Below are 16919 nucleotides of genomic sequence, written 5' to 3'. Positions count from 1 at the left end.
TCGGGGCATGTTGGCCGATGAGGATTTCGACACGTCCACGTTGACCGAGCGGCAGGTGCTGACGGTGATCCGGGACTGGGCGCTGCGGCACGGCCACTCGCCGTCCACCCGCGAGATCGGCGACGCGCTCGGACTGGCCTCCACCTCGTCGGTCAGCCGGCACCTGCGCGCCCTGGACGACCTCGGGTTCCTGCGCCGCGGCCGCACGGCGACCCGCCCGATCGACATCCGGATGTTCCTGCGACCCGCCGAGCGGCGCGCGCCCGACACGGTGGGCGTGCCGGTGCTCGGTGACATCGCCGCGGGCACGCCGATCCTGGCCGAGCAGACCCACGACGAGGTGCTCACCCTGCCGTGCTCGAGGCCCGCAATTCCGGGTACGAGAACATCGACGGCGACCGGGCCATCATCCTCGGCAAGGTCGTCTCCGTGCTCCGCCGCACCTGACCGTTCTACACCGACTCCCAGAAGGCCATCGCGAGGCCGAACGCGCGGAAGTCGCCGGTCGTGGTGCCGGACATCTTGTTCATGGCATAGGCGATGGTGGTGCGCGCGTCCAGGTCGACGATGGCCAGGGAGCCGCCGAAGCCGCCCCAGTAGAGCGTGTTCGGGTTCGGCATGAAGCCCGAGCCCAGCGCGAAACCCAGCCCGAACGTGATCGGCACGCCGAGGACCAGATCCACGCCCTCCACCTGCGGCTCCAGCGCCCGCCGGCAGCCGGCCTCGGACATCACCCGCCGTCCGTTCGCCAGGCCGCCGTTCGCCAGGATCGCGTGGATCTCGGCCACCGCCCGGGCGTTGCCGATGCCGCCCACCGCCGGGATCTCGGCGGCCCGCCACGCCCTCGTGCGGGTGATCTCGACGTCCAGCTCCGGGTTGGTGGCCACGTTCACCTGCAGCTCGTTGTCGCCCATCGTGGGCAGCTCCGCGGGGGCGATCAGCTCGGCCACCCGGGCGTCCTCGGTGGCGGGCAGGCCGATGTGGAAGTCCGCGTCGAGCGGTTCGGCGATCTCCTCCCGGAAGACCGTGCCCAGCGACCGGCCGGTGATCCGGCGCACCACCTCGCCGACCAGGTAGCCCTGGGTCATCGCGTGATAGCCGGACCGCGTGCCAGGCTGCCAGTACGGCTCCTGCGCGGCCAGCAGGGCGGTCGCCTTGTCCCAGTCGTACAGGTCGTCCCTGGTGATCGGCTCCCGCCAGCCGCACAGCCCGGCCGAATGGCTCATCAGCTGGGCGACCGTGACGCCGGCCTTGCCGGCGGCCGCGAACTCCGGCCAGTAACGCGCCACCGGCGCCGCGAAGTCGAGCTCGCCGCGGTCGGCGATCAGCAGCGCGGTCAGCGCGGTCATGGTCTTGGTGGTGGAGTAGACCCCGACGATCGTGTCCTCACGCCAGGGTCTGGTGCGGGCCGCGTCGGCGAATCCACCCCACAGGTCGACCACGGTCGCGCCCTCCACGGTCACGCAGAACGACGCCCCGACGTCCTCGCCGCTCGCCAGATTCGCCTCGAACGCGTCCCGCACCTTGGTCATCGGGCGATGATGGCAGCTTTATCGCTGCGCCTCGAAGTGTTTCTTCATCGAGGGGTAGTAGTCGTCGAAGCTCGGCATCGGCTCGCCGTCGCGGGAGGCGACCAGCGCGTCCAGATAGAACTCCCACCCCGGCCCGACCTCGCCGACGCCCTCGGTGCCGGTCAGATGCTGGGTGAACCGCAGCTCGGTCACGCCGGCGGTCTCGGCGAGCACCAGCTCCAGGCGCCACTCACCCTGCTCATCCACCGAGGAGAGGGCCAGCCGGCGTGGCGGCTCGCACGCGTCGATCGTCATGTCCGTCCAGGGCTTGCCCTCCTCCTGGATCATCTGCACCTGGATCTTGTTACCCGGCCCGGCGTCGCCCTGCCACGGGCCGTACCACCGGGCCGTGCGCTCCGGATCGGTGAGGCTGGCCCAGACGTCGTCGATGGGCGCGCGAAACGTGCGGGTCAGCACGAGATCGTCGCCGATCAGTCGTCCGGTCGGTGTCGGGCTCATCCGGTCTCCTCATGTTTCGTCTGCCGCCGTTCCCGGCGGGTGCGATAGACCTCGGTCTCCAGCGCGTCGAGATGGTGCTGCCAGCCGGTCGGGCGCCGCAGCTCGTCCAGCCAGCCGGCCAGCTCCTCGAGCGGCTCGGTGACCAGCGCGTAGACCCGGCGCCGCCCGTCCGCGGCATCGGCCACCAGCCCGGCCTCCCGCAGGACGCGCAGATGCCGGCTGACCGCGGGCCGGCTGATCGGGAACCGGTCGGCGATCTCTCCGGCGCTCAGCCGCTGCGCACGCAACATCACCAGGATCTCCCTCCGCACCGCGTCGGCGATCGCCCCGGCCACCTCGTCCACGCCCGGAAGCGTAACCAATGCGTTACGCGTTACGCAACGCCTCGCGCTCCGCGTCCGGGATCGTCATCGACTCGGCCAGCACGGCGGCGAGCGCATCCACCCGGGCGCGGTCGATGTCGGCCGAGAAGAGCCAGCGGATGTTCTCGTCGCGGGTGATGAGGTCGATCGCCAGGCGCCCGCCGCTGTCCCGGGTGGTGGCTCGGACATATCGCACCAGGTCGATCGGGATGTCCCGGCGGATCTCGCCCTGCTCGAGGAAGGCGTTCGTCCGGGCCGTGATGACCCGGCGATCCGTGACGGCGACCAGGGTCCTGGCCGCCGCCTTGTCCCGCACCGCCGCGAGCTTGTCCTTCGCTCCGGTGAAGATCGCGGACAGGGCCCCGGACGCGTCGACCTGATCGGGGAAGGCGAGCACGCGCAGGGTCTCGTCGTCCTCGAGGAACCAGCGCAGGATGCGAAGGTGCGGCTCGAGAGCCGTCGATCCGGGCGCGGCGACGACGCCCGGCGTCTCGAGCGCCGGGGCCGGGGGATGTAGAGCGTCGGCGAGCGGCTCGATCGCCTGCAGGAGGCGGGCGGAGGTCTGGCGAGCGGCGTTCGCTTCCCGCCGCCGGCCCGGCAGTGGCAGCGTGTCGCGGCCGGGGAGCTCGGCGATGATGCGCAGCTCGCGGGTGAGCGAGTCGACCAGGCCGGTGGTCTCGGCGAGAGCGGACGTCAGCTCCTCGCCGGTGCGGCGCACGATGTCCTCGACCAGGCGGGCCTCCGCGGCGTCGCCCGGCCCGGCGGCTCGCGCCCGCGCGGCGTGCAGCGCCTGATATCCGGTCCAGGCCTTGAGCGAGGACAGCAGGGCGTTCGCGTCGAAGAGGACCGCCTCGGCGTTCGTCTCCAGATATTCCCGGCGGGCACGCCGGTCGAGCCGATGGACCTGGCGGATGTGCGCGCCGACGTTCAGCCGATAGAGATCGACCTGCGTGCGCAGATCGGCCCTCTTGCCGGCGATGGTGTCCCACAGGGACGTCGGCACCGACTCGACCTCCCGCGCCTGGTCGACCGCGTGATCGATGGTGGCGGCGAGCGCGGTCAACTCGGCCCACTGCCCGTGCCGGATGGCGGTGAGCACCTGGCCGGTCAGCGCGATGTTGGTCCGGACCAGGCCGGTGATCTCACTCAGCTGCATCTGCAGCGCGATCATGCCCAGCGCGGGCCCGATCGCGGCGGCGGCCTGAGCCGCGCTCACGGCGGTCACCGGGATGAACCGGGCCTGAGCGACGATGTGGCCGGACGACATCACCGTGCCGAGGTTCGCGCCGTCCTTGACGGCGAGCATGCCGCCGGACTTCAGCAGGGCCTGGGTCGCGTCGCTGATCCGGTAGAGCCCCTGTGCGGCGGCGAAGGCGTGGCCCAGGTGGCCGGCCGCGGTCGCGGTGTCTCCGATGGAGGCGAGGACCGTGGCGAGGTGTTCGCGATCGCCGACGGGCACCAGACCGAAGTCGATCAGGTCGAGCCGGAGTGCGGGCGGGACCTTCCCGAAGACGACGGCGATCCCGGGAAGCACCTCCGCGAGGACCGTCGAGTCGATGTCCGAGTTCACCGCGGAAGCCTACGGTGCTTTCATCGCCGGCCGGGCGTGTCGGGCCGCGGCACGGCGAGCCGCCGTCGGCAGGCCGGCCTTGACCCGGGCGAGCAGGTCGGCCACCCGCGGATCGTCCAGCGCGCCCGGCCGATGCACCGCGTGGAAGGTGATCAGCGGCAGATCGGTGATCCGCCGCGCCACCAGCCCCGGCGCCGGCTCGACGCAGCCGGCCACGACCGCGAGACCGACGCCGAGGGCGGCGAAGTCCAGCGTCATCGGCAGTCCCTCGGCCTCGACCGCGACCCGCCACGGCACGCCCGCCGCGGTGAGGGCCTGCTCCAGATTGATCCGATGGGGCCGGGCCGGTGGCGGCACGATCAGCTCCTCGCCGGACAGATCGGCCAGGCGGAGACCGCGCTTGCGGGCCAGCCGATGGCCTGCGGGCATGAGGAGCGTCTGCGGGTACGTCGCGATCGGCACGGTCACCAGGTCGTCGGGCAGCACATGCAGGGTGAAGACGCCGAGGTGGGCGCGTCCGGTCAGCAGCGCGGCCCGCATCTGCCCGCGGTTGGTGTGCATCGGCCGCAGGCTGCCGGGCTGCTCGGCCAGCATCGCGCGGATGGTGTCGCCGAGCAGGTAGAGATAGGCCGTGTGGCCGGACGCGATCACCAGCGGGCGGGTGGACGTGGTGCCACGCAACTCGTCCAGGAACAACGACAGCCGCTCCTGGTGATCGCGGGCGAACCGGGCCACCCGCTCGCCGTCGGGCGTGAGCCGCAGGCGGTTGCCGGTGCGCTCGTAGAGCGGACGGCCGAGCTCGCGCGCGAGGGTGGCCAGCTTCGAATGCAGCGACGGCTGGCTGATCCGCAGGTCCTTCGCCGCCCGGGTGAGGTTGAGGTGCTCGGCGAAGACGGCGAAGGCGGCCAGCGCGTCGGATGACACCCGCGGCTCGGTCATAGAACAACCCTATAGGCACCCGGCCATCGGATAGTTCTGCCGCACTAGAAGTGCGACAAGGATCAGGGCATGCACACCGACGCACAGTTGAAGGTCATGCCGTTGCACGCCATCACCGAGGTCTACGGACAATCGGGACTGCGCCGCCGCCTCGAGCTCGAGATCCACGCGCTGCCCACGGACCACCGGTACGCGGTCGGCGCCGCCGCCCGCTGGGCGGCCGAACTCCACGCGGATCAACGCCGCACCCGCGAGCCCTATCTGAACCATCCGCTCCGGGTCACCCTGCGGATGCTCTGCCACTACCGGGTGGCCGACCCCGACGTGCTGGCCGCCGGGCTGCTGCACGACGTGGTCGAGGATCAGCCGTGGGCGGTCGCCGGCGTCACCGAGCACGGGCCGCCACCGGCCGCCGCCGCGCTCGCCGCGATCGCCGAGCGGCACAACCCGCGGGTCGCGCGACTGGTGGCCGCGGTGACCGTGCCGGCCCGGCCACCCGGCGCCGACCGGATCCGGCACTACGTCGGCCATCTGGGCGCGGGCCTGGAGACCGAGCCGTGGGCCCGGGTGATCAAGCTGTCCGACTTCACCGACAACGGCGTCGGCATCGTCTATGCGATCGGCCCGCTGGTGACCCGCTCGGCCCGCAAATACCACCCGGCCGTGCCGATCCTGCGGGAGCTGCTCGACCGGCCGGACACCCCGCTGGCCGAGGACGTGAAGGCCCGCGTCCGCCGGCATCTGCGGCTCGCCCAGGAGCGGTTCACGGCGATCCTGGCTGCCTAAATCGGGCGCGGCGGCCGGTCGCCGACCGCTACGGTGACGGCCGGAAGGAAACGGGGGAAGGTGCGATGGAGCGGATCAACGACCGTCTGGTGAACTGGGCGAGCATGCTGGAGGGCGAGACCCTGAAGCAGGCCGAGAAGGCCTCGCAGATGCCCTTCATCTTCCCGCATCTCGCCCTGATGCCGGACGCGCATCTCGGCAAGGGCGCCACCGTCGGGTCGGTGATCCCCACGCTCGGCGCGATCATCCCGGCCGCGGTCGGCGTGGACATCGGCTGCGGCATGGCGGCGGTGCGCACCCAGTTCCACCGCGACGAGCTCCGGCACGACCTGTCGCCGCTGCGCACCGCGATCGAGGCGGCCGTGCCGCTGTCGGCCGGCGTCTACAACACCGAGCTGACCGAGACGGCCCGGCGCCGGGTGGAGTCGCTGACCGCGCAGGCGGACAAGGCCGGCTTCGATCCAGCGCGCTACGCCGGAAACTGGGCGCTGCAGCTCGGCACGCTCGGCTCGGGCAACCACTTCATCGAGGTCTCCACCGACGAGAAGGGCGAGATCTGGCTGTTCCTGCACTCGGGGTCGCGCGGCGTCGGCAACAAGATCGCCGGACACCACATCAAGGTCGCGCAGGAGGCGATGAAGCGCTGGTGGATCAGCCTGCCCGACCCGGATCTGGCCTACCTGCCGGAGGGCACGGACGAGTTCTGGAAGTACATCCGTGAGCTGCGGTGGGCACAGAACTTCGCGCTGGCCAACCGCGACGAGATGATGGACCGGGTGATCGGCTGCTTCGCGGAGTTCGTCGGCGCGCCGGTCCGGGAGCTCGAGCGGGTGCAGTGCCACCACAACTACACCGAGCAGGAGCAGCACTTCGGCAAGAAGGTCTGGTTGTCGCGCAAGGGCGCCATCAACGCGGCGGAGGGCGTCGCGGGGCTGATCCCGGGCTCGATGGGCGATGCGTCCTATGTGGTCGTCGGCAAGGGCAACCGGCTGGCGCTGAACTCGTCGCCGCACGGTGCGGGGCGGGCGTTCTCCCGGTCGAAGGCCCGCAAGACCTTCACCCGGGAGCAGCTGCGCGAGGCGATGAAGGGGATCGAATACCGGGACACGGACGCGTTCCTGGACGAGATTCCGCAGGCGTACAAGCCGATCGACGTCGTGATGCGGGACGCGGACGACCTGGTGGAGGTGCGCCACACGCTGCGCCAGATCGTCAACGTCAAGGGCGACTGAGACTCAGCGCCGTGGCGACAGGGTGCGGAGCTGATCGACCAGGGTGGACAGCTCGCGCAGCGCGGTCGGGTCGCGGCGTCGGCCGGTGGTGTCGACCACCTCGGTGATGCCGGCCAGCAGCTCGGCGGCCTGGTGCGGGTCGCCGAGCTGGGCGATCGCCTGCGCGGCCAGCCAGTCGCAATAGGCGGGCGCCGCGCCGGCCTCGCGCAGCTGTTCGACCAGCACGAGGCAGACCTTGTCATAGCCGGACGCGCCAGCACCACGCGGGCCAGCGCGTCGGTCGCCCGCATCCATTCCCGGGTGCCCGGGAACAGCTCGCGCACCATCTCGAAGGTGTCCACCGCCTGCTGCCACCGCTGCGCGGCGGCGCAGTCCCGGCCCAACCCGAGCAGGGTGATCGCGACCCGCTGCGGGTCGGCCGCGGGCCGTTCGGCGGCGAGTTCGTCGACGGTACGCAACACGAGCGCCAGATTGCGCTCGGCGCGGCGCATCCGGTCGCCGAACGTGGCGTGCCCGAGGTGCCGGAGCGACAGCACGGCCGCGGGCGCAGCCGACCGGGCCGGGGGAGACCCGTCCGGGCGGACCAGCCATTCGTGCACCCGGCCGGTCCAGCGGAGCGCCGCGGGCCGATAGAGCCGGGTCTCCAGTTGCCGGTAGGGGTCGGCGTGATGGGCGTCGTCGACGTCGACCCGCACGGCGTCGGTGTCCGCCGCCAGGAACCGCCGCAGCGCCGCGGGGTCGCCGGTCACCCGGTGGTCGGCGTCGACCGCGAGCACCCAGTCCGCCCGGCAGCCCGCGACGGCCTCGTTCCGAGCGGCCGCGAAGTCGTCACACCACTCGCCGTGCGTCACGGTGGCCCCGGCGCGGGCGGCGACCTCCGGCGTGCCGTCCCGCGAGCCGGTGTCGTGCACACGAACCTCGTCCACCACACCGGACAGCGATTCGAGGCAGGCGGGCAGCAGCTCCGCCTCATCCTTGACGATCAGGACAGCGGCAAGGTTCACCCTGACCTGATCGGCCGCTTCCGCGGATCGCTGAGTCAGGAGCCTGGGCAGACGTGACCGTTGTCGCCTTCGGTCCGCTCCACGTCGCGGGTGGCCAGCAGCGTCCCCTGGTCCGCCAGCGCGTCGAACTCGTCGTTGTTTCCCTGCGCCGCGCGCACGGCCGCGAGGTCGACGGACATCAGCTGCACCCGGTAGCGCTGTCCGGGGTCGCCGCTGAAGTACTGGGCGCCCCGCCACGACGCCAGGGTCTCGGGCTCGTCCCAGTCGAAGACGTCCTGCACGTAGCGGCGCGGGTCGCCGTTGCTGAGGTTGCGCACGGCCAGGATCAGCGTCTTCCCGGAGGCCAGCCGAGAGCTGCCGGAGAAATACTCGCAGTTCATGACCTTGGCGTCCGCCACCGGCGCCGAGATGCTCCCGGTCGGTTTGAATGGCGCTGTGGGCGGCCGCGACGTGGCCGGCGGCTTGGTGGTGCGCTTCGGCGTGGTCGGAGCGACCGCGGGGATGGTCGGAATCGCCGTGGACGCACTCGGCGCGGGCGGCCGGACGCTGGTCGACGCCGCCGGGCTGACCACCTCACCGGGGGGCGCGGGGGCCGTGCTGCTCCCACGCTTGGCCTGTCCGCCGCCCGGCGCGTATTTCGCGAGCCCCGGCGCGACGAAGGCAGCCGCACCGGCAATGACGGCCGCCACCACGATGAGCGCAGTCCGCTTGCGTCGCGGTGACGCCGTCCGGCGGCGCGGGGATGCCGGCGGCCCGGGGTTGTTCGCCCGGCGCCACGGGGAGGCCTCGGCGACCACCAGCCGGCCCTCGCCGGCGCCAAGATGACGTGGCCGCTGCGGCGAAGGCCCGCGCGTCACCTGGTCGAAGACATACTCGTAGAGCTCGTCGACGGTGATCCGCCCGTCCCCATCGAGATCGGCGGCCCCGGACGAGATCCCCTTGAGCACGGCTTCGGTGAAATACGACGGCCGGGCGAGCGGCGCGTCGGCGTCCTCGAAGCTGGCCTCCGTCTCTCCCGAGGCGGTCAGCACCGCGACCCCGCTGCCCTGCGGCAGATCTTGCACCAGCGCCTCGACGCCCGCTCCGGCCGACCGCATCCGCATGCCTTTGATGAATCCGCCGCTGAAACAGCAGTCGACCAGCACGACCGTCGACTTGGACCGGCTGGAGTTGATCCGGTCGCGCACCCACTCGGCCGACACCGCGGTCGAGCCGAGCAGGTCACGCTCGGTGTTCGTGAAGGCGAAGTGCAGCCGGCCACGCTGGTCGAGCAGGCCATGGCAGGAGAGGTAGAGCAGGTTCAGGCCGTCGGTCATCCGAGCGGAGGACAGAAAGCTCTCGATCGCGCGCTGCGCCTCCCCGCTGGTGTGGTCGACCCCGGTGGTCACCTCGTAGCCGCACTTCGCGGGGTCGCGCAGCAGGTGGGCCAGGGCGTGCACGTCCTCGCCCGGCGCCCGCAGGTCCGGCAGGGACTCGTCAGTGAACATGCCGCAGCCGAGCAACAGCGCACGGCGTCGCGGCGCCCCCTCGGTCATGAGTCGCGGTCGAGGCGGCGCAGGAACCCGGCGACCAGCGCCTCGCGCTGCGCGCGGGTCACCCGGCCCCGGAACCGCTGACCGTCGACCTCGATCTCGATGTCGTTCGGCTGGCGGCTCAACCAGGACGACACGATGGTCAGCAGGCTCTCGGCCACGGTCGGCGCGAGCGTCACCACCAGAGCGCCGATGGCGAGCGCCTCGCCGGACTTGGCACCGTTCGGCGCCGGGCCGGTGGTGGCGGCCCGGACGTCGTCGACCTTCGTGTCGAGGACGCTCTCGCGCAGGTTGAGGACGAGGTCGGCGAGGTACTCGTCGTCGGCGCCGGGACAGAGCACCCGGATCCCGAACGTTCCCGATTCCATGGATCACACCGATCACTGAGAGTCAGCCCTGGCTGGGCCGTTCTGCACCGTACACATCGCCCGCACGGCTGACGACCTGCTGATCGTCTTCAATTCCGGGCCGACCGGCGGGGTGTCTTTCCTGCCGGTCCAAATGATCTTTTCCGGTCGGCCGAGGTGAACCGGCGCAATGGAAAGAAGCGCCAGATCAGAGGCTGTGCGGAACAATTGTCAATGGATCTTCCAGAACGTCGTCCATCGATCTGCAACGGTTTCGCTTAGGTAGATCGTTTCGTCGATTTGGAGTAGCCCGCGAAACGGTCACGACAAGCGCGGACGCCGGTCACCCAAAGTTATCTTAGCGGAGATGTCGATCCGGGCGGCGGCCCTTCGTAGCCATAGTGAGAGGCCGGCACCGAGCCGGCCCGGTTCCATCACCGGAGGCCACGATGACCACGACCGCCAACCCCACGACCACCGTCCGGACCACTCGCACCGCCCGCACGGGCCTCGGCAAGCTGGCCCTGACCGGCGTCGCCGCCACGGCCGTCGCCAGCGTCGCGACCATGGCCGTCGCCGCCGCCGGCCACGCCGCGGGGGTGAGCCTGGATGTGAGCGGCGCGCCGATCCCGGTCGCCGGCTTCGCCACCCTGACCGCCGTGTTCTCCATCGTCGGCCTGGTGCTCGCGATCGCCCTGTGGCGCTTCGCGCGGAGCCCGCGCCGCGCCTTCGTCCGCACCACCGTCGTGCTGACCGTCCTGTCGCTGGTGCCGGACCTGATCGCCGACGCCGCGCCGGCCACCAAGGCCCTCCTGATGCTGACCCACATTGTCGCGGCTGTCATCGTGGTTCCCGCGATCGCGCGCCGCCTGTCCGCCTGAGAATGCTCTCGACCGAGGGGGAGGACCATGAAGCAGTATCTGATCGCCGTGCAGCACAACTATGGACCGGCGCGACCCGGCGACCCGGACGCGGATGCCCTCCGCGGCGAGGTCGGGAAGGTCAACGACGAGATGCGGGCGGCCGGCGTGTGGGTCTTCGGCGGTGGGCTGCTGCCGCCGGAGACGGCCACGGTGCTGCGAGCGCAGGCCGGCGCGACGACCATGACCGACGGGCCGTTCGCCGAGACGAAGGAGCAGCTCGGCGGGTTCTGGGTGCTGCGCTGCGCCGACCTCGACGAGGCGCTGACCTGGGCACGCAAGTGCGCGGAGGCCTGCCTGGAACCGGTCGAGGTGCGGCCCTTCGAGGACGAGCCCGACAACTGAGCCATGGATCTGGACACCGTCTACCGAGCCGAGTACGGCCGCTGCGTGGCCACGCTCGTCCGCCTCCTCGGCGACATCAACCTCGCCGAGGAGGCCGTCCAGGACGCCTTTGCGGTCGCCCTGGAGAAGTGGGAGACGCTGCCGCCCAACCCGGGCGCCTGGATCGTCACCACCGCACGCAACCGGGCCATCGACCGGCTCCGCCGCGAGTCGACCCGCGAGGCCCGGCACGCCCAGGCGATGCTGCTGCACCAGCAGGGCGAACCACAGGAGGTGGGTCCGGTGCGCGACGACCAGCTCCGGCTCATCTTCACCTGCTGCCACCCGGCGCTGTCCCCGGACGCCCGCGCGGCGCTCACCATGCGACTGCTCGGCGGGCTCGAGGTGCCGGAGATCGCGCGGGCGTACCTCGTACCGGAGGCGACCATCGCCCAGCGCATCGTGCGCGCCAAGAAGAAGATCCGCGATGCCGGCATTCCCTATCGGGTGCCGGCCGAGGAAGAACTGCCGGACCGGTTGCCGCCGGTGCTCACCGTGCTCTACCTGATCTTCAACGAGGGTTACGCGGCGACCAGCGGGTCGCTGATCCGCACCGACCTCTGCGCCGAGGCGATCCGGCTGGCCCGCGAGCTGGCCGCGCTGATGCCGGACGAGCCCGAGGTGCTGGGCCTGCTCGCGCTGCTGCTGCTCACCGAGGCGCGGCGGCCGGCCCGGACCGGTCCGGACGGCGAGCTGGTGCTGCTGCCGGACCAGGACCGGTCGCTCTGGAACCGCGCGCTGATCGCCGAGGGGCACGAGCTGGTGCGGCGCTGTCTGCGGCGGGACCGGCCGGGGCCGTACCAGATTCAGGCCGCGATCAACGCGGTGCACACCGACGGGGCCGCCACCGACTGGGCCCAGGTCTTGGCCCTCTACGACCAGCTGCAGGCGCTGATGCCGTCGCCGGTGGTCGCGCTCAACCGCGCGGTCGCGGTCGCCGAGGTGCACGGGCCGGCCATGGCGCTGGCCGCGCTGGAGTCGGTCGAGCTGCCCGGCTACCACCTGCTGCCGGCCACCCGGGCCGACCTGCTGGTCCGGCTCGGCCGCGCGGCCGAGGCCGCGGTCGCCTACGACGAGGCGATCGCGCTGGCCGGCAACGAGACCGAGCGGAACTTCCTCGAGTCCCGCCGCGCCACTCTCGGCTAAGTTCGCTCTCATGAGCGATTCGCGGACCGCGGTGGTCACCGGCGGCATGAGCGGACTCGGCGCGGCCGCCGCCGCGCGCCTGGCCGAGGACGGCGTGCGGGTGGTCACCCTGGACATCGCCGGCGGCGCGGATCTGCGGGTCGACGTCACCGACGAGTCTTCGGTACGCGACGCGGCCGCCCGCCTCGGCCCGGTGGACATCCTGGTCAACTCCGCCGGCATCGTCGGACCCAACGTGCCGCTCTGGGAGATGCCGCTGGACGGCTGGGAGCGCACCTTCGCGGTGAACGTGCGCGGCACCTTCAACACCTGCAAGGCGTTCGTCCCGGGCATGCGCGAGCGCGGCTGGGGACGCATCGTGAACATCGCCAGCATGGCCGGCAAGGACGGCAACCCCGCGATGTCGGCCTATTCGGCGTCGAAGGCCGCGGTGATCGCCCTGACCAAGTCGCTGGGCAAGGAGCTGGCCACCAGCGGCGTGCTGGCCAACGCCATCGCCCCGGCGGTGATCGAGACCCCGATGAACGCCACCACCGGCCCGGACGCGCTCGCGCACATCGTCAGCCTGATCCCGATGAAGCGGGTGGGCCGGCCCGAGGAGGTGGCCGAGCTGATCGCCTGGCTCACCTCCGACCGGGTCAGCTTCTCGACCGGCGCGGTGTACGACATCAGCGGCGGCCGAGCCACGTATTAAAGGCCGTAGCGGGACTTGAGGTGCCGCCACCAGTCGCGGAACATCCACTTGTCGAACTCGGTGATCTGGGTGGCGCTGCCGGCCTTCATCAGGAAGCCGCCGACGTCCGGGCTCCAGTCGTAGAAGTCGTCCAGGCCGAACGTGTGGCCCACCTCGTGCAGGAAGATGTGGATGTTCTCCTGGTTGAGCGCGCCGACGAAGTATTCGCTGCCGACCCGCTGACCCCAGTCGCCGCCCGCACCGCCACCGAAGCCGGCGGTCAGCCACAGTGACTGGTCGTAGTGGTGGGCCGCGCCGCCCGGGCAGTTGGGGTAGCTGCCGGACTGGTTGAAGAACCGACCGCACGGCCGCGAGCACTGCGGCGCGTTCTCGTTGATGTCGTTGACGTAGATGTCCACCGAGCTGTCCGTCCACTCCAGCTGCGCCCGGTCGCGCACCGCCCAGCCGACCACGTTCACCGGCACCTCGGCGTACGGCCAGCCGTTGTGCCCGGCCAGCACGTCCATCCACTTCTTGACCTGGCGCTTCAACGCCGCGTGGATGGCGTCGCGCTGGGCGGCCGTCACGTGCGCCGCGGAGTCCCAGCGGACGCAGTAGTTGAGGTAGCCGCCGTTGGCGAACACCTGGTCCCAGCCGTAGTTCCGGAACCCGTACAGGTTGGGGTAGGTGCTCTCCTGGTGCTGCCAGACCTGGTTCAGTGCGGTCACCAGGTTGCTAGGCGGGTTCCAGCCGTCGGCCGGGGGAGTGCTCGGCGGCACTGCTCCGGTGCAGGCCACGCCGTTCACCGCGAAGGCCGTCGGCGGCGTGTGGGTGGTGGAGACGCTCGCCTGGAAGCCGAAGCTCGTGCTCGCGCCGGTGGCCAGCGCGCCGTTGTAGGACGCGTTGGCCGCGGTCACCTGGGCGCCGGACTGGGTGACGGTCGCGTTCCAGCCCTGGACGACCCGTTCCCCGCCGCCGAACGCGAAGGTCAGCTGCCAGCCGGTGATCGGGTCGCCGACGTTGGTGACCTGAACGTTCGTGGTGAAGCCGCCGCCCCACTGGCTGGCCACCGCGTAGTCCACCCGGCACCCGGCCGCGGCGGCCTGGGCGGGTGCTGCGGCGACGGCGATGCTTCCTGCTGCGATCAACGCAGCCGCTGTGAAGTGCGCATACTTTGTCTGCATTCCAGCCATACTAGAGCCAGCATCGACGTCTATCAATAAATGGGGACCCGCCATGGGCCGGGATCCCGGTAGGCTCCGCGTCCGCGTGACGATCGGACGGGGAGAGATCATGCGGGTACGAATGACGGCGGCCCTGGTCGCCGGTGCTTTGCTGCTGACGTCGTGCTCGTCCTCCTCCGATGAGCCGCCGCCCGTCCCGCCGCCCACCCGACCGTCCGCCTCGGTGGCACTCTCTGCCGCACCGGCGCCCGCGCTCCGCCTCGGAGCCGCTCCGCTGTGGACGCTGGAGAGCGCCTCCCATCACCCGAAGCCCGCCACCAAGGCGCCGCTCGATCGGGTGCGGTCCGTTCAGCTGGTCGGCGACGCCCTGCTCGCGACCGGCTATGTGCCGGGCAAGAAAGGCCGCGACCGGCTCGCCGTGCACGACGCCGCGACCGGCAAGCTGCGCTGGTCGGCCACCGCCGGCGAGAAGGTGCCGGGTGGCGGCGGCGCCGAGTTCCACGGACTCTCACCGACCGTGGTGGGCGATCCGGCCGGCGGTTGGTCGGTCGTGGTCACCTCCGAGCGCAAGCTGGGCGGCGACGACGTCGAGGACGGCCTGCTCGGCCTCTCCGGCCGGGACGGCCGCCCGCTCTGGCGCATCCCGGTGCAGCGCGAGTCGCGCTGCACCTGCCCGTGGACCCGGATGAACGTGATGCTGGCCGGCCCGGCCGCCGAGTCCACGGTCCTGGTCGAGATCGAGTCCCTGCACGTCGACAAGGGCACCACCGCGACCCGGACGATCGCCTTCGACCCGGCCACCGGACGGCAGCGATGGGTCGCGAAGGGCGCCTCACCCCGGGCGATCGCCGGTGATCTGGCGCTCGTCGACCGGCCGAAGTTGCCGGCCAAGGAGTCGCTCCGCGCGCCGGCCACCGCGTCCGCACTGGACCTGCGGACCGGCCGGGCGAAGTGGGAACTGCCCGGCCGGATCGTGTTCGCCGACGATGACACGGCGGTCGTGCGGCGGGGAAGCTCGACCGTCTTCGCCGACCTCGCCACCGGCCGGGAGGTCGGCACGGCGCCCGGGAGCCTCTTCGGATGCCGGCGCACCGAGGCGCTGTTCGCCTGCCAGGCGCCGGCCGAGATCGGCGGTGACGAGGCGCTGGCGGTGACCCGCACCGGCGACACGGTGACCACCACCGTCGTCGCGGGCAGCGGCGCCTGCCGCCCGCTGCTGGTGCGAGGGGCCGACGCTCTCTGCACCGGAGTCACCGCCGGCCTGCCCGGCGCCCTGAAGGCCGTGGACGACCGGCACGCGGTCACCTTCACCGAGAAGGGCGGCGTCGAACAGGGCACCTACGGCATTTACGCCGTCGGGTCCTGAAGCACCTCGCGCAGCTTGACCGCGAACTCCTCGGGCTTGCCCGCATAACCGAACTCGCCGCCGAGGAAGCCGCCGTGGTGGCTCGGGAAGACCGTCGCCTCCTGGCCGAGCAACGCCGCCATGCCCAAGGCCGTGCGTGCCGTGTAGGTCCCCGCGGACTCCTCGCCGACCGCGATCACGATGCGGGTGGGCGCGGCGGTCAGCGCGGCCGCGTCGGGGCGGTAGTCGGAGATCGCCCACGAGTGCTTCGACAGCAGCGGGTCGTCGCGGGTGCCGTCGTCGTCGGCCGGCATGCCGAACGTCGCCGGGTCGGGCGCCGGCTGGGCGAAGAACTCGTCGGTGAACTCGCCCTGCCAGGACGTCATCGCGATGAACGCGGCCATCCCCGCGCCGCTGCCCCGCGCCTGGTAGGCCTCGTGGAAACCGGCCCGGGCCCGCTCGGCGGCCGCGGCGTCGGGCAGCGCGGCGTTGATCGGCGGCTCGTGCGCCACCAGCGTGCGGACGTCGCCGGGGTGGGTGGCGACCAGCTCGAGGCCGGTCACCGCGCCGCCGCTGCTGCCGAACAGGTCGACCGGGCCGGCGCCGAGCGCCTCGATCAGCAGGTGCAGGTCGGCCGCCTGCTGCTGCGGCGTGTTGTCGAGCCGGCCGTCGGTGCGCTTGCTGCGCCCGAGCCCGCGTGGGTCGTAGGTGACGACCGTGCGATCGGCGAAATGCGGGGCGAGCGCGGTGAAGCCCTCGGCCGACATCGGCTGGCCGATCATCAGCAGCACCGGCTGCCCGTCCGCCGGCGGGACCGGGCCCCGCACGTCATAGACCAGGTCGGCGCCCGGCACGGAGAGAGTGTGCGTCTGCGGTTCGGTCATGCGACGAGAATACGGGCGGGGTCCGACAGAAAGTGGCCAACCGGCCGGGTCCTCCACGACGACCTCCCGGGTGAAGGTCGTCCTGCGGAAGCAGGGATCAGCGCAGCGCGGCGCGCTCGTGCAGCAACCGGATCTGCTCGTCGAACGGCGCGACCGGGCCGACCGTGGTGATGCCGGGCGCGACCACCCCGATCGGCAGCGCGGCCACCGGCCCGGCGGGCAATCCCCAGCCGGCCCGCCAGCCCGCGAGCTGGCTGCTGGACGCCGCGTAGACGATCTTGCCGAGTCCGACCCAGGCGTGCGCGGCGGCGCACATCGGGCAGTGCTCGCCGGAGGTGTAGACGGTCGACGCGGCCCGGTCGGCGGGCGACAGGTTGGCCACCGCCCACTGCGCGAGGGCCAGCTCGGGATGCGCGGTCGGGTCGGCGGAGGTGGTCTCCAGGTTGTGGCCCTCGGCCAACTGCTCGCCGTCCGGGCCGGCCAGCACCGAGCCGAAGGGGTCGTCGCCACTCGCCAGGGCCTCGTCGGCGAGCTCCAGGCAGCGCCGCAAATGCGCGAGATCGCGCGGATCCGTCGTCATC

At 71.8% G+C, this 16919-nt stretch carries 18 protein-coding genes and 2 pseudogenes; 8 read left to right on the top strand and 12 right to left on the bottom strand.

Features of this window, described 5'->3' with window-relative positions:
* Positions 1 to 7: 7 nt before the first annotated feature.
* A pseudogene (locus tag ACZ6TI_RS19790) lies at positions 8 to 157 on the top strand (LexA family protein); the annotation flags it as partial.
* 295 nt (positions 158 to 452) lie between these two features.
* Here the strand turns inward: ACZ6TI_RS19790 and ACZ6TI_RS19785 are convergent.
* From ACZ6TI_RS19785 to ACZ6TI_RS19765, 5 genes are read right to left on the bottom strand one after another with little or no spacing between them, the layout of a single operon-like run.
* The gene (locus ACZ6TI_RS19785) at positions 453 to 1532 is read right to left on the bottom strand and encodes a serine hydrolase domain-containing protein (protein WP_465346541.1); all 1080 of its coding nucleotides are present in this window, start codon (positions 1530 to 1532) and stop codon (positions 453 to 455) included.
* 18 nt (positions 1533 to 1550) lie between these two features.
* Entirely contained in the window at positions 1551 to 2030 is a 480-nt protein-coding gene (locus ACZ6TI_RS19780; RefSeq protein ID WP_465346540.1) for an SRPBCC family protein, read from the bottom strand.
* Positions 2027 to 2374: a metalloregulator ArsR/SmtB family transcription factor gene (locus tag ACZ6TI_RS19775; RefSeq protein WP_465346539.1), complete on the bottom strand. Its 348-nt coding sequence runs from the start codon at positions 2372 to 2374 to the stop codon at positions 2027 to 2029. The genes ACZ6TI_RS19780 and ACZ6TI_RS19775 overlap by 4 nt, the downstream gene beginning before the upstream one ends.
* A 22-nt stretch (positions 2375 to 2396) precedes the next feature.
* Positions 2397 to 3962, bottom strand: coding sequence for a hypothetical protein (locus tag ACZ6TI_RS19770; protein ID WP_465346538.1), 1566 nt, complete (start codon positions 3960 to 3962; stop codon positions 2397 to 2399).
* Between the two features lie 9 nt (positions 3963 to 3971).
* Positions 3972 to 4901 (bottom strand): LysR family transcriptional regulator, encoded by a 930-nt coding sequence (locus ACZ6TI_RS19765; protein WP_465346537.1) that lies wholly within the window; start codon positions 4899 to 4901, stop codon positions 3972 to 3974.
* Between the two features lie 69 nt (positions 4902 to 4970).
* Here ACZ6TI_RS19765 and ACZ6TI_RS19760 point away from each other — a divergent pair, with 69 nt between their 5' ends.
* Both ACZ6TI_RS19760 and ACZ6TI_RS19755 read left to right on the top strand, forming a co-directional pair.
* Positions 4971 to 5687: an HD domain-containing protein gene (locus ACZ6TI_RS19760; protein ID WP_465346536.1), complete on the top strand. Its 717-nt coding sequence runs from the start codon at positions 4971 to 4973 to the stop codon at positions 5685 to 5687.
* Between the two features lie 65 nt (positions 5688 to 5752).
* Entirely contained in the window at positions 5753 to 6919 is a 1167-nt protein-coding gene (locus ACZ6TI_RS19755; protein WP_465346535.1) for an RtcB family protein, read from the top strand.
* Between the two features lie 3 nt (positions 6920 to 6922).
* Here the strand turns inward: ACZ6TI_RS19755 and ACZ6TI_RS19750 are convergent, their stop codons facing one another.
* The 4 genes and pseudogenes from ACZ6TI_RS19750 to ACZ6TI_RS19735 all read right to left on the bottom strand — a co-directional run bounded on the left by ACZ6TI_RS19750 (position 6923) and on the right by ACZ6TI_RS19735 (position 9823).
* Complete coding sequence (locus ACZ6TI_RS19750) at positions 6923 to 7144, bottom strand: hypothetical protein (RefSeq protein ID WP_465346730.1); 222 nt, start codon at positions 7142 to 7144, stop codon at positions 6923 to 6925.
* Positions 7145 to 7698: 554 nt separating this feature from the next.
* Positions 7699 to 7848, bottom strand: a pseudogene (locus ACZ6TI_RS19745) (hypothetical protein); the annotation flags it as partial.
* Positions 7849 to 7958: 110 nt separating this feature from the next.
* The gene (locus tag ACZ6TI_RS19740; RefSeq protein ID WP_465346534.1) at positions 7959 to 9458 is read right to left on the bottom strand and encodes a caspase family protein; all 1500 of its coding nucleotides are present in this window, start codon (positions 9456 to 9458) and stop codon (positions 7959 to 7961) included.
* Entirely contained in the window at positions 9455 to 9823 is a 369-nt protein-coding gene (locus tag ACZ6TI_RS19735; protein ID WP_465346533.1) for a hypothetical protein, read from the bottom strand. The genes ACZ6TI_RS19740 and ACZ6TI_RS19735 overlap by 4 nt, the downstream gene beginning before the upstream one ends.
* Before the next feature lie 428 nt (positions 9824 to 10251).
* Between ACZ6TI_RS19735 and ACZ6TI_RS19730 the strand changes: the two genes are divergently transcribed.
* The 4 genes from ACZ6TI_RS19730 to ACZ6TI_RS19715 are packed head-to-tail and all read left to right on the top strand — an operon-like array spanning position 10252 to position 12946.
* On the top strand, positions 10252 to 10683 hold the full coding sequence (locus ACZ6TI_RS19730; RefSeq protein WP_465346532.1) for a DUF6069 family protein: 432 nt from the start codon (positions 10252 to 10254) through the stop codon (positions 10681 to 10683).
* A 27-nt stretch (positions 10684 to 10710) separates the two neighbouring features.
* Entirely contained in the window at positions 10711 to 11067 is a 357-nt protein-coding gene (locus tag ACZ6TI_RS19725; RefSeq protein WP_465346531.1) for a YciI family protein, read from the top strand.
* 3 nt (positions 11068 to 11070) lie between these two features.
* Positions 11071 to 12252, top strand: coding sequence for an RNA polymerase sigma factor (locus ACZ6TI_RS19720; RefSeq protein WP_465346530.1), 1182 nt, complete (start codon positions 11071 to 11073; stop codon positions 12250 to 12252).
* A gap of 10 nt (positions 12253 to 12262) precedes the next feature.
* Positions 12263 to 12946: an SDR family NAD(P)-dependent oxidoreductase gene (locus ACZ6TI_RS19715; protein WP_465346529.1), complete on the top strand. Its 684-nt coding sequence runs from the start codon at positions 12263 to 12265 to the stop codon at positions 12944 to 12946.
* Here ACZ6TI_RS19715 and ACZ6TI_RS19710 read toward each other — a convergent pair.
* Positions 12943 to 14109, bottom strand: coding sequence for a cellulose-binding domain-containing protein (locus ACZ6TI_RS19710; RefSeq protein ID WP_465346528.1), 1167 nt, complete (start codon positions 14107 to 14109; stop codon positions 12943 to 12945). The two genes, ACZ6TI_RS19715 and ACZ6TI_RS19710, sit on opposite strands and share 4 nt — an antisense overlap.
* A 109-nt stretch (positions 14110 to 14218) precedes the next feature.
* Between ACZ6TI_RS19710 and ACZ6TI_RS19705 the strand changes: the two genes are divergently transcribed.
* Positions 14219 to 15475 (top strand): outer membrane protein assembly factor BamB family protein, encoded by a 1257-nt coding sequence (locus ACZ6TI_RS19705; protein ID WP_465346527.1) that lies wholly within the window; start codon positions 14219 to 14221, stop codon positions 15473 to 15475.
* Here ACZ6TI_RS19705 and ACZ6TI_RS19700 read toward each other — a convergent pair.
* Positions 15457 to 16338, bottom strand: a complete 882-nt coding sequence (locus ACZ6TI_RS19700; protein WP_465346526.1) for an alpha/beta fold hydrolase — start codon at positions 16336 to 16338, stop codon at positions 15457 to 15459. The genes ACZ6TI_RS19705 and ACZ6TI_RS19700 overlap by 19 nt on opposite strands.
* 97 nt (positions 16339 to 16435) lie before the next feature.
* Positions 16436 to 16918, bottom strand: a complete 483-nt coding sequence (locus ACZ6TI_RS19695) for a nucleoside deaminase (RefSeq protein WP_465346525.1) — start codon at positions 16916 to 16918, stop codon at positions 16436 to 16438.
* Position 16919: the final 1 nt, after the last annotated feature.

The sequence above is a fragment of the Actinoplanes sp. NPDC051388 genome (genome assembly GCF_055586225.1).
Note: the sequence above shows the minus strand (reverse complement) of the source record. Positions and strands in the feature narration are given on the sequence as shown.